The sequence below is a fragment of the Streptomonospora arabica genome, assembly GCF_039531585.1.
In the GTDB taxonomy this organism is placed as follows: domain Bacteria; phylum Actinomycetota; class Actinomycetes; order Streptosporangiales; family Streptosporangiaceae; genus Streptomonospora; species Streptomonospora halophila.
On record NZ_BAAAQI010000020.1, the window covers coordinates 84,654 to 96,274 of the forward strand.

Annotated in this window: 13 protein-coding genes; 9 read left to right on the top strand and 4 right to left on the bottom strand. The window is 76.3% G+C overall.

Annotated elements, in window-relative coordinates; genetic code table 11:
- Positions 1-29 precede the first annotated feature (29 nt).
- The 4 genes from ABD284_RS22870 to ABD284_RS22885 all read left to right on the top strand — a co-directional run bounded on the left by ABD284_RS22870 (position 30) and on the right by ABD284_RS22885 (position 2,453).
- On the top strand, positions 30-815 hold the full coding sequence (locus ABD284_RS22870) for a 3'(2'),5'-bisphosphate nucleotidase CysQ family protein (protein ID WP_344147449.1): 786 nt from the start codon (positions 30-32) through the stop codon (positions 813-815).
- 146 nt (positions 816-961) lie between these two features.
- Positions 962-1,390: a DUF1707 SHOCT-like domain-containing protein gene (locus tag ABD284_RS22875; protein ID WP_344147410.1), complete on the top strand. Its 429-nt coding sequence runs from the start codon at positions 962-964 to the stop codon at positions 1,388-1,390.
- A 154-nt stretch (positions 1,391-1,544) separates the two neighbouring features.
- On the top strand, positions 1,545-1,973 hold the full coding sequence (locus tag ABD284_RS22880; protein ID WP_344147452.1) for a DUF1707 SHOCT-like domain-containing protein: 429 nt from the start codon (positions 1,545-1,547) through the stop codon (positions 1,971-1,973).
- A gap of 33 nt (positions 1,974-2,006) precedes the next feature.
- Positions 2,007-2,453 (top strand): DUF1707 SHOCT-like domain-containing protein, encoded by a 447-nt coding sequence (locus ABD284_RS22885; protein WP_344147413.1) that lies wholly within the window; start codon positions 2,007-2,009, stop codon positions 2,451-2,453.
- A 102-nt stretch (positions 2,454-2,555) separates the two neighbouring features.
- Here ABD284_RS22885 and ABD284_RS22890 read toward each other — a convergent pair whose 3' ends face one another.
- Entirely contained in the window at positions 2,556-3,053 is a 498-nt protein-coding gene (locus ABD284_RS22890; protein ID WP_344147416.1) for a DUF3145 domain-containing protein, read from the bottom strand.
- Between the two features lie 196 nt (positions 3,054-3,249).
- Between ABD284_RS22890 and ABD284_RS22895 the strand changes: the two genes are divergently transcribed.
- The 5 genes from ABD284_RS22895 (at position 3,250) to ABD284_RS22915 (ending at position 9,076) form a co-directional block, all read left to right on the top strand.
- Entirely contained in the window at positions 3,250-3,951 is a 702-nt protein-coding gene (locus ABD284_RS22895) for an RNA polymerase sigma factor (RefSeq protein WP_344147419.1), read from the top strand.
- A gap of 44 nt (positions 3,952-3,995) precedes the next feature.
- Complete coding sequence (locus tag ABD284_RS22900) at positions 3,996-4,514, top strand: hypothetical protein (RefSeq protein ID WP_344147422.1); 519 nt, start codon at positions 3,996-3,998, stop codon at positions 4,512-4,514.
- 769 nt (positions 4,515-5,283) lie between these two features.
- Entirely contained in the window at positions 5,284-7,992 is a 2,709-nt protein-coding gene (locus ABD284_RS22905; RefSeq protein WP_344147425.1) for a CHAT domain-containing protein, read from the top strand.
- Positions 7,993-8,076: 84 nt separating this feature from the next.
- Positions 8,077-8,505: a DUF2203 domain-containing protein gene (locus tag ABD284_RS22910; RefSeq protein ID WP_344147428.1), complete on the top strand. Its 429-nt coding sequence runs from the start codon at positions 8,077-8,079 to the stop codon at positions 8,503-8,505.
- A 97-nt stretch (positions 8,506-8,602) separates the two neighbouring features.
- Positions 8,603-9,076, top strand: coding sequence for a DUF5709 domain-containing protein (locus ABD284_RS22915; protein ID WP_344147431.1), 474 nt, complete (start codon positions 8,603-8,605; stop codon positions 9,074-9,076).
- Between the two features lie 103 nt (positions 9,077-9,179).
- On the opposite strand, the gene ABD284_RS22920 is transcribed toward ABD284_RS22915, so the two are convergent.
- The 3 genes from ABD284_RS22920 to ABD284_RS22930 form a co-directional block, all read right to left on the bottom strand.
- A complete protein-coding gene (locus ABD284_RS22920; RefSeq protein WP_344147434.1) occupies positions 9,180-9,836 on the bottom strand; it encodes an MBL fold metallo-hydrolase in 657 nt (218 codons plus the stop codon).
- A gap of 8 nt (positions 9,837-9,844) precedes the next feature.
- Positions 9,845-10,708 carry an enoyl-CoA hydratase-related protein gene (locus tag ABD284_RS22925; protein WP_344147437.1) on the bottom strand — a complete coding sequence of 288 codons (864 nt, stop codon included), beginning with the start codon at positions 10,706-10,708 and terminating at the stop codon, positions 9,845-9,847.
- Between the two features lie 155 nt (positions 10,709-10,863).
- Positions 10,864-11,370, bottom strand: a complete 507-nt coding sequence (locus ABD284_RS22930; protein WP_344147440.1) for a peroxiredoxin — start codon at positions 11,368-11,370, stop codon at positions 10,864-10,866.
- Positions 11,371-11,621 lie beyond the last annotated feature (251 nt).

Sequence of the window (11,621 nt, forward strand, 5' to 3'; positions counted from 1 at the left end):
CCGCAGGCGCCGCCGCGGGGGCGGCCGCGCTGCTGGCGCCCGCCGAGCGGGCGGTCCGCGAGGTGGGGGCGCTGCTGCGCGCCTGGCGCAGCGATCCCCGGGTTACGTCGGGGGTGTGGGAGGGCGACCAGTTCAAGGCGCGCGCCGACGCCATGGCCCACGACGAGCTGAGCGCCCGGCTGCGCCGCGCCGCGCCGGACGTGCCCGTGCTCAGCGAGGAGGACCCCGCCGGGCTCTCGGGGCGGCGCCCCGAGCGCTACTGGCTGATCGACCCCGTCGACGGCACCGCCAGCTACGTGCACGGGTTCGGCGGCTACGTCACCCAGGCGGCGCTGGTCGAGGGCCGCCGGCCCGTGGCCGCGGCCGTCTTCGCGCCCGAGTCCGGACGCTGCTACACGGCGGTGCGCGGCCGCGGCGCGGCGGTGGACGGTGAGCGCCTGCGGGTGTCGGCACCGGACACGGGAGCGGGGGTGCTCACCGACAACACCCCCGAACCGCGCGGCATCGCCCGCGCCGCCTACGAGCGCTTCGGCTGCTCCGGCTACCTGGAGTCCGGCAGCATCGCGCTGAAGCTGTGCCGCATCGCCGACGGCGGCGCCCACCTGTTCGTCAAGGACGTCGCGGTTCGCGACTGGGACGTCGCGGCACCGGCGCTGGTGTTGGAGGAGGCCGGCGGCGCGGTCCTGCGGCTGGACGGCGGCCGCTTCGACTACACCGGCTCCTTCGAGGGCACCGGTGTGATCGGCGCGGTGGACGGCGCCACCTGCGCCGGCGTCGCGGCCTGGCACCGCGGGCGAGGCGGGGGCGCGGGGTAGGGGGCCTCCTCCACCGGGCCCGGCGGCTGGTACCGAGGTATCACCCGCCGGGGGGAAAACCCGGCCTCAGGAGGGATCCCCGGGGCCCGTGTCCGCGTCTAAAGTGGGCGAAAGGGAATCGGAGAGACCGGGAGGAGGCGTGAAAGGTGAGTGCCGATCTCACGCCGCACGATGAGCTCCGCGCTTCGGACGCCGACCGCGACGCCGTCGCGCGCCGGCTGTCCACTGCGCTGTCGGAGGGCCGCCTGGACATGGCCGAGTACCAGACTCGGCTCGACTCGGCGATGGGCGCCGTCACCAGGGGCGACCTCGTCCCGCTGACCGTCGACCTCCCCGACCCCGATACCCCCGGCAAAGGCCCGGTCGACCTCGCCCGCACCGGCGCGGAGAACGCCCCGCCCTCCTGGCGGGAGCGCACCGGCAGGTGGCAGACCTGGACGGGCGGGGCCGTGCTGATGATCGCCATCTGGCTGGTCACCAGCGTCGCCTCGGGCGATCTGCAGTACTTCTGGCCGGCGATGCCGCTCGCCATCTGGGCCGTGGTTCTCTTCTCCGGCGGCGGCTGCCGCCGCTGACCCGAAGGCCCCGCACTCCGCCGCTCGCACTCCCGCTGCACCCGCCCCTCAGCTCTGCCGCTTTTCTCCCGCGCGTGCGCGGCGTATCGTGAAATTCCCATCATCGTGCGGCAGGGGGTGGGCGTTGGACGAGGAACGCGTCCCGGTGAGCCGGATGCGCGCTTCGGATGCCGACCGCGATGCCTGCGCCGAACGCCTCGCGACGGCGCTCTCCGAAGGCCGTCTCGACCTCGACGAATACGAGCGCCGACTGGACGAGGCGATGGGCGCCGTGGTCGTCGGTCAGTTGCGGGCGCTCACAGCAGACCTCCCGGAGCCTCCGCCTCCGGCCGAGCGCGACGACTCCGAACCCGTGCCCGTCGGCTCATCCCGCTCTGCCCTGGTATCTCCGTGGAAAGACTGGGTAGACGAGTGGCGATGGTGGCTCGGGGGTGCGGTCATCATGAGCGGCATCTGGGGGGTCACCAGCATAATGGGCGGCGACCTGCTGCCGTACTGGCCGCTGGTCCCGCTGGGTATCTGGGCGGCGATCCTGGTCGCCGCCGCCATCTGGCCCGATGAGAACTCCGGGTCGCGCAGATGAGCGTCACCACTCCGGCTGGAGGGATCGACGAGCATGGACGATCAGTACTTGCCCCCGGACCAGATGCGGGCCGCGGACTCCGACCGCGACGCCTGCGCCGAGCGCCTGGCCGTCGCGCTGCGTGAGGGCCGGCTCGACCTCGACGAGTACCAGGAGCGCCTGAACACGGCGATCCGCGCGAAGACCATGGGCGAGCTGTGGCCGCTGACCCGCGACCTTCCGGAGCCTCCGGCGGTTCCCGAGCCGGCCGAGCCCGCTGTCCGCAACGGGCGCAGCACCGAATGGCACGACCGGCTGGAGCCCTGGCGCGGGCTGGCCGCCATATCGGTGATCCTCATCGGGATCTGGGGCGTCACGAGCGTCATCGCCGCCGAGCCGCTGCTGTTCTGGCCGATGATCCCCATCGGGTTCATGTTCCTGTTCACCCTGGCGGGCGCGATCGCCGGCACCGCGGGCGACCGACACCGCGACGGCTGCTAGGCCGCCGCCCGGCCGACCGCGGTCGGTCGCGGCGGCGGGCTTCGTCGGACCGAGCGCCCCGCACGCGTGCGGCGGGGCGTCCCTGCGACGGACGCGGGCCGCTCAGCCCGCGGCGTGCAGCCAGCGGACCGGGGCACCGTCGCCCGCGTAGCGGAACGGTTCGAGCTCCTCGTCCCAGACCCGCCCGGTGAGCCGGTCCAGCTCGTTCGTGAGGTCGATGCCCTCCTGGGCCTGGGCGCGCTCGACGGCGTTGCGCAGCCGCGACTCGGAGACCATCACCTCGCCGGCGGCGCTGGTGACGGCGGTGAAGATACCCAGGGCCGGCGTGTAGCTGTAGCGCACGCCGTCGCAGCCGGGGGTGGCCTCCTCGGTGACCTCGTAGCGCAGCTTCTGCCAACCGTTGAGCGCCGAGGCGATGGCACCCGAGGTGCCCGGAGTCCCCTGCCAGTTGAGTTCGGCGCGATGAGCACCGGGAGCCGCCGGCTGGGCGCTCCAGTCGAGTTTCACAGGCACGCCAACCACACCCGCGACCGCCCACTCGACGTGTGGGCACAGCGCCGCAGGCGCGGAGTGGACGTACAAGACGCCACGTGCGGACACCGAACCTCCTGATACGAACGAGTGCGCTTCCCCGACGCCCTCGTACCCGAAGAGGAGCTGTCCGTCCTGGATTTTCCTGAGCCCATTGTGCCCCATCGGCACCATCGGCACCAGGTCCACCACGGGCGGATCCGGTGTTTCCCCCGCTTCCCCTCAGGCGAGCGGCTACTGTTGCCGTGCGCGCGAGGCGGGAGCAGTGAGTCTACTGGGGGTGCGGGTGGCTGACCAGTCCTACGCCGAGGTCTCGACGGGCGAGCTGGTGAAGCGCGCCCTGTGCGACGACGACACGGCGTGGGAGGCGCTGATGAACCGGTTCGCCGCACGCGTCCACGCCGTCGTGCGCAGCCACGGCCTGTCTCCGCACGACGCCCAGGACGCCGAGCAGACCGTGTGGTCCAACCTGGCCGAGCACCTGTCCCGGATCCGCACTCCGGAGAGCGTCGGTCCCTGGCTGGCCACCGCCACCCGGCGCGAGTGCGGCCGACTCCTCAGGCTCGCCCGGCGCGCGGCGCCCGCCGATCCCGAGCGGCTGCACGCGGTGGACCACCGCAGCCCGGAGGCGGCGGCCGTCGCGGCCGAGCGCGACCGGCTGGTGCGCCGCGCCATCGCCGCGCTGGGAGAGCCCGACCGGACGGTGGCGGTGCTGGAACTGCACGCCCCGCGGTCACCGGCCGCCGAGATCGCCGAGTTCGCGGGCCTGAGCCCCGCGGAGGTGCCCGCGGTGCGCCGCCGGGTCCGCCGCCGGCTCCAGCGGTCGCTCGCGGAACAGGGCTACGGGCACGACCGCGGGGCCGGCCGCGAACGGGCGCGCGACGGCAAGGCCGGCCGGGCGGCTCCAGCGGAGCCGGCGGCCCCCGAGAGCTCCGCGCCCCGCCGGTCGGGCACCGGCAGGCAGTAGGCACAGGGCCGGCACGGCCTCAGGGCAGGCAGGAGGTACCCCGCATGACCGGCAGCGACGCGCCCGACAGCCCGCTTCCCGCTCAGCACCGCGAGGGCGATGGCGGCGAGCCCGATCTCGACCGCCTCGTCGCCGAGTTGGAGGCCGAGCACGGGCCCGCGGGCCGGGTCGGCGCGCAGGTGCGGGCGGCGGCCGGGGCGGCCTACGCGGCGCGCCGCGACGACGCGGTGATGACGGAGATCACCGACGACTCCGCGGATACGCCGCCCACCGCGGTCCGCGACGCCGCCCTCGCCGAGGCGCCCCGCTACCTGCGCTTCGACGCCCCCGGCGCCGCGCTGGGACTGGAGGTCACGTCCATCGACGACCACCGCACCCTCGTCGGAAGCGTCGACCCTCCGGGCGCGACCACGGCTGAGGTCCGCACCGCTCGGGGCAGCGCGCTCTTCCCGGTCGACGAGCACGGCGCCTTCGTGGCCGCCGAGGTCCCCGCGGGCCCGGTCAGCCTCGTGCTGCACCGCCCCGGCGCAGCCCCGGTAACCACACCCTGGCTGACCGTCTAAGCCGTCCGCGGCGCACGGACCCGCACGCGGAGCACCCGCCCCATCGCCCGGGCGCCGTCCCCGCGACCCGGCTCCGACCTCCGCCCGCACCGTTGGGGCACCGCCGAGAGCGGCAGGCGAGCGGGACCGCCGTGGCCTGCGAGCCGGGCATGGCGCACACCGTGTCCCTCAGCGGGTCCGCCCCGGCGAGGGCGCCGCCGCGAACCCTCCGCCACCCGCAGCCGCGCCGAGGGGGCGGGGCGAGCGCTCCCGCCTGCCATCGCCGGGCACCGCCACCCGGCTCCCCGCACCCGTCCGCGCTTACCGCGCTTACCGCGCTGGCCGCGCTCAACGCCGAACCGCCGCGCGACACGGCCCCTTCGGAAGCCGCCCGAAGCGGGCCCCGGGTCCACGGCGGTCGGGCGCGCAGCGCGCAAGGAGCGAAAAAGCCTGCCGCCGAGAACACGCCACACCCGTCGATGAGCCCCCGCCCGAACCCAAGGCGGGGCGGGACGGGGCGGCGGTGCGGTCACCGGGCCGGGGTGTTGCGGCGGGCCGCTGGGCGTGGTTCCGGGCGCGGTCCTGCGGGGTGGAATGTCCCGGTTGGCGGCGACACGGCCGGGCGGCCTATGGGGCGAATCCGACAGGTCCGCTCTTCGACCTACACGCGCGCGTAACCGGCTTAGTACTGTCTGTGGCGCCCCGCACCGGAAACGGCGGGCGGCGGCCGCGTGTCCTCCTCATCCGCTTCTTCGCACTCCCCCGCACCCACGGCGAAAGGCACTCCCCCATGGCCTCTGGGCGGCTCGACGGCGCCTCGCACCCGGTGACACTCGTGGCCCGGGACCCCGACCTCGCCCGACGCCGGGCCGAGGAGGTGCTCGACGGCGACTGCGATCCCACGACGCGCTCGGTCGCCCTGCGGATGCTGGGTGTGGCCCGCCGCGAGCTCGGCGAGCCGGCCGCCGCCGAGCGCCTGCTGCGCCAGTCGGCCGCCGTCGCCGCGCGGGCGGGCGACGCCGAGAGCGCGGCCCACGCCCGCGCGTCCCGCCTCGGCCTGCTGGCGCTGCGCGGCAGCGGCGGCGTGGCGGCCGAGGCGCTCGCGCGGCTGAGCGCCGACACCTCCTCGGCGCGCGCCACGGTGCTCACCCACCACGGCCTCGCCGCCGCTCAGCGCGGGCGCTTCGGCGCCGCACTCGCCCGGTTCGACGCCGCCCTGGCCGCACTGGACGGCGACGCCGAGGGGCACCTGCTCCCCGGTGTTCTCAGCAACCGCGGCCTCGCGCTGATGTACGCCGGACGGCTCGACGAGGCCGCCGCCGATCTGGAGAGGGCGCTCGCCGGCGCCGCCGAGGACGGGCAGGCGTGCCTGCGGGGCGTGGCGCTGCAGAACCTCGGCTGCCTGTCGGTGCGCACGGGCGACCTCGCGCGCGCGGTCTCGTGCTTCGGTGCGGCCGAGCGGCTGGTTCCGCCGGGTCGGCGCCCTTCGGTGCGCATGGACCACGCCGACGCGCTGCTCGCCGCGGGGATGCACCGCGAGGCCGCGCGTGCGCTGGGCGGCCTGGGCGAGCTGGGCGCCGCCGCCGGGCTGTTCCGCGGCGGCCGCGCGACCGCCGAGGCCGCCACCTCGGGGCTGCTGCGGGCCAAGGTGCTGCTGGCCGACGGCGATACCGGAGCGGCCCGCGACATCGCCCGCAGGCTGCGGCGCGCCTTCCCGGCCGACTCGCTCTGGGCCGAGCTGGCCGGCCTGGTGGAATGGGCGGCACGCCACAGCGCGGCGCCCGCCCGGCGGCCGGCCGCGCGGCCGTTCTCCCGTTCCTCGGCGGGTCGCGCGGTCCGCCGTGGCGAACGCGGCGGGTTCGGCGGTGCGGGTCCCGCGGCGCGTTCCGGCGACGGCACGCCGCACCCCGGACGGCCGACCGGCGGGACCTCCGTGCCGCTCCCGCGCGCCGGCCGCGAGGACGACGGCCCGGTCGGCGGCCCGCCGCCGGCGTGGGCCGCCAGCGGCTGCGCGGACACCGCCGAGACCGCGACGGCGCTGGCCCACTGCGTGCACAGCGCCCCGCTGGGGCCGGTGTCGTCGATGCTGCCCTCGGCGCGCGAGGCGGCGGCGCTGAGGACGCTCGCGGCGGGCGACCACCGTGCGGCGCGCGGGCGGCTTGCCGGCCGCACCGCCGGTCTCCGGCCCGTCCGGCACCTGGAGCTGCTGGTGCATGCGCGCACCCACCGGCGCGAGGTGGCCGCGGCGGGGGCGCGGGTGGCCATCCGCGAGGGCGACGCCGCCGCCGCGCTGGAGTGGGTCGAGTTCGCATCCGCTCCGGCCGCACCCGCGGGGCCGTGCCGCGACGCCGCGTGGGTGCGGCTGCTGGACCGCTACCGGGAAGCGCACGTCCGCGCCCGCCTCGGCGAGGCGTGGGCCCGGCGCGAGCTGTCCGTGCTCGCCGACGCCCTGTCCGGCGCCCAATGGCACGCCGCCTGCATGGCCGCCGACGACGCCGACGACGCCGGAGCCGCCGACATCGGCCTTCCGTCGGCGGACGCGCTGGCGGAGCCGCTGGGGAACCGCGCGTTCGTCCGCTACGTTCGCGTGCACGGCGCCGACGCCGCGATCACCGTGGTCGACGGCCGCACACGCCTGCATCCGCTGCCGGGTGCGGGGGCCGTCGAGGACGCGGCCGCGAAGCTCGCCTACGCCGCCCGCGCGCGGGTGCTGGCCGAAGGGCGGCGCGGCCGCGCGGCGCGCGACGGCGTCGCACCGGCCGCCGACCTGGTCGAGCGCCTGCTGCTCGCGCCGGTCGCCGAGGCCGTCGGCGACCGTCCGCTGGTCGTCGTGCCGTCCCCGGCCGCGCAGGCGCTGCCCTGGGGCCTGCTGCCGAGCCTGCGGGGACGGGAGGTCAGCGTGGCGCCGTCCGGCCGCGCGTGGCTGGCCCGCTGCGGCGAGGACGCGGGCGAGCGCGGCGGCGGCCGGCTCGCAGCGGCCCCCCGCGCGCTGCTGGCCGCGGGCGGGGCGCCTGCGGGCGCGGCGGACGAGGTGCGCGCGCTCGCCCCGGTGTATCCGCCGGCCGAGGCGCTGCACGGCCCGGCGGTCCGCGTGGCAGCCGTGCTGCGCGGTATGGAGCGGGCCGACGTCGCCCACCTGGCCGCCCACGGCTCGGTGTCGGCGCAGGCCCCGATGCTCTCGGCGATGCTGCTGGAGGACGGCCCGCTGTTCGCCTACGATGTCGAGCGCCTGTCCCGGGCGCCGCGGGTCACCGTTCTGTCGTCGTGCTGGGTCGGCGGGTCGGCCCCGGCGTCCTCCGGTGCGCCTCTGGGCATGGCCGCTGCCCTGCTCGCGATGGGCGGCCGGGTGGTGGTCGCCGGTGTCCTGCCGGTCAGCGACCACGGGATCGGACCGGCGATGCTGGCCTTCCACGCGGCGCTGCGCGCGGGCGTCCCCCCGGCGCGCGCCGTGGCCGACCACCTCGCCGGGGCCGGGTTCGTCTGCTACGGCGCGGGATGACGCCACCCGGCGCTGCCGGGCCCGCCCGGTCCTGCCCGGTCCCGCCCCGCGAACCGCGGTCCGGGAATGGTCTAGCGTGCGGGTATGGACGATGCCGCACCGCCCCCCGCCGACCCGTTCTCCGGATCCGGCAACGAGCCGCGCGTGTTCACCCTCGCCGAGGCGCGCGAGCTGATGCCCGAGGTCCGGCGCAAGGCCGGTGAGCTGGTCACCCTGCGCGCCGACCTCGCCGAGCTCGCCTCCGACCTGCGCGGCGGCGAGTCGGCGCTGGGCGGGCGCGCCGAGATGAAGGCCGCCGAAGCGCGGCTGATGGAGCTGCAGAGCTGGTTCGTCGACAACGGCATCGAGGTCAAGGGCATCGCCCCGCTGCTGATCGACTTCCCCGCCATGCTCGACGGAGTCTCGGTGCGGCTGTGCTGGCTGGAGGGCGAGGCCGAGCTCGGCTGGTACCACCGCACCGACCTCGGCTTCGTCGCCCGCCGGCCGCTGCCCGACCGGGCCTCCCCCTTCTGAGCTGCGGCCCGCTGAGGACCGCGCGGACCGGCGGCGCGCGTACGCACCCCAGGTCAGCGAGCGATTAGACCCCCCGCTGCGGGGATAGTGGGCGGCCATGAGCGAGAACCGCCCGGAGGAGAACGAGCACCCGGCCGACCCGGTCAACGAGACCGCCGCCGACTGGGAGGAGGCCGGGCTGCCGGCCCAGGAGGACACCACCGAGGACCAGCCGCTGCCGGGCCGGGTGCCCACGGCGATCGACGAGTCCGGCTCGACCGGCACGGAGAAGGAGTCGGGCGTCCCGTTCGAGGAATCGGGTGAGCCGCTCGACGAGGCGCTCGCCCGCGAGCAGCCCGACGTGCCCGGTGCCCTCGGCAGCACCGCCCGCACGGCCGACGAGTTCCCGCCCCCGGGTCCCGAGCAGGAGACGGGCGGCGTGCGCGTCGTCGAGTCCGACGAGGGCGTCCGCGAGGACAGCGAGGACACCATGGTCGCGCGCGACGCCGGAGCCGACCGCCGCGCCTACAGCGCCGAGGAGAGCGCGGTGCACGAGGAGGACGAGTCCGAGGAGCCCCGCGGGCTGCCGTAGCGGTCCCCGGCCCCGTGCGGCCGCCTGCCCGTACGGGCCCCGCCGGGCGGCCGCGGGTCCCCGGCGCGCGCCGGGGACCGCACCGAGTCGATACACGCCTGCGCTACCAGCCGCGGGCGCGCCATTCAGGGAGGCTGGGGCGCTCCGCGCCGAGGACGGTGTCCTTGCCGTGGCCCGGGTAGACCCACGTGTCGTCGCCGAGGACGCCGAAGACGCGCTCCTCGACGTCGTCGATGAGGGACCCGAACTCGGGGGCGCCCGCGGTCTTGCCGACCCCGCCGGGGAACAGGCTGTCGCCGGTGAACAGGTGCGTCCGGCCGCCGGGCTCGTCGTAGCGCAGCGCGATCGAGCCGGGGGTGTGCCCGCGCAGGTGGACGACCTGGAGTTCGGACTCCCCCACGGGGACGCGCGAGCCGTGCTCGACGGGCTCGTCCACCGAGATCGGGAGCTCGTCGGCGTCGTCGGGGTGGGCGACGGTGCGCGCGCCCGTGGTGCCGACCACCTCGGCCAGCGCGCCCCAGTGGTCGGGATGGCGGTGGGTGGTGATGGCGCGGGCCAGGCCGCCCTCGCCGATGAGCATCTCCAGGATGCGGTCGGCCTCGGCGGCCGCGTCGATCAGCACCGCCTCGCCGGTGCGGCGGCACCGGAGCAGGTAGGCGTTGTTGTCCATGGGCCCCACCGCCAGCTTGCTGATGGTGAGCTCCTGCAGTTCACGTACGTCGGCGGGTCCGCCGACCCGCGTATCTCCTGAGTAAGTCACGTCGTCCATTACAGCACCCAACTCGGCGATCTCTTCTCCAGGAACGCTGCGCGGCCCTCGGCCGCGTCCTCGCTCGCGAAGTACTCGGCCGACAGCTCCCCCATGCGGGCGAACGCGGCCGCGCGCTCGTCCGGTCCCACCGGGCCGGCGCTGCCCAGCAGGCTCTTGGTCCGGCTCAGCGCGCCGGGCGCCGCACTGCGCAAGCCGTCCAGCACCGCCTCGGCCGCCTGGTCGAGGCCCTCGCGGGGCACCGCCGAGGTCACCAGACCGGCTTCGGCCGCCGCGGCGGCGCCGAACGCCTCGCCCGTGAGGAAGTAGCGGGCGAGCTGGCGGTCGTGCATGCGGGCGGCGACGGGAACCGAGATGATCGCCGGAACGACGCCGATGCGCACCTCCGTGAACGCGAAGGTGGCGTCCTCGGGGGCGATGGCGATGTCGGCCGCCGCGACCAGCCCGATCCCGCCGGCGCGGGCGGGGCCGTTGAGCTTGGCGACCACCGGCTTGGGTGCATCCATGATCGCCGAGAACAGCTCGGGCATGCCGGGCGCGGAGACGGCCGGCGGGTTTCCGGCGCGTTCGGCGGCGACCTCCTTGAGGTCGGCGCCGGCGCAGAAGGCCGGCCCCTCGCCGGTGAGCAGCACCGCGCGCACGGTGTCGTCGGCCATCGCGGCCGCCAGCTCGGACGCCAGGGCGGCCCGCAGCCGCGCGGAGAGCGCGTTGCGGTTGGCGGGGGAGTCCAGGGTGATCATCGCGACGCCCCGCTCCGCGGACCGGCGCACCGGCGGCCGTTCGCCTGCGGCGCCCCCTCCGCTTCCCGGGCCGTTGGACGCCTGCGCCGCGGACCCGGTCGCTGCCTCGTTCTGCTCCGCCATGTTCCGGCGGCCCCTTCCGTGTTTCGCTGACCCGTGCCTGCCGGCGGGTTCGCCGGTGCCTGCGCAGCCGCGGCCGTGCGGGACGGCGCCCCGCCCCCGGTCGGCCCCCGGTGGAGGGTCCCGACGGGAGTGCGGCCCGCTGTACGGCCGCCGCCTCAGTCCTCGCGCTCCCGCGGCGCCTCGTCGTGCCGGCGGAGCTCCCGCAGCGCGCGCAGGGCGCCGTCGGCGTGGGCCTGCATGCGCAGCTCGCTGCGCACGACGTGCAGGATGCGCCCGTCGGTGTCGATCACGAACGTGCTGCGGCGGATCGGCGACAGCGCGGCGAGCGGTCCCCCGCGGCGGACGCCGTAAGCGCGGGCGACCGCGCCGTCGGGGTCGGACAGCAGCGGATACCCGAAGCCGTGCTCGTCGGCGAAGGCGCGCTGGGTGCCGACGTCGTCGGCGCTGATCCCCACGCGCTGGGCGCCCAGTTCGGCGAACTCGGCGGCGAGGTCGCGGAAGTGGCAGCTCTCGGCCGTGCACCCGCGCGTCATGGCCGCGGGGTAGAAGAACAGCACCACCGGGCCGCCCTCGGCCAGCATCCCGTGCAGCGTGCGGGCCGTGCCGTCCTGGTCGTCCAGCTCGAAGTCGGGAGCGGGGGCTCCGATGTCCACAGTGTCCACGACCGCCACCCTAGACGGCGCCGCCGACTCCGCAGAAGAGGGCACCCCGCCCCGGTCGCCCGGCGCCGCCCCGCACCGGCTAAGTGACTGTTGGGTATGCGGGTAGCGGCGTTGGGTGACCAGTCATGCCGGATGCCCGAACATGACGCAGCCCCGGAATGATCGCGTGGTGTGTGCCAATGCAACGATTCCGGGGCCGCTGGTGCCCGATGCTACCCCTCCGACCTCTCCGACGCCGCCTGGGCGGTGAT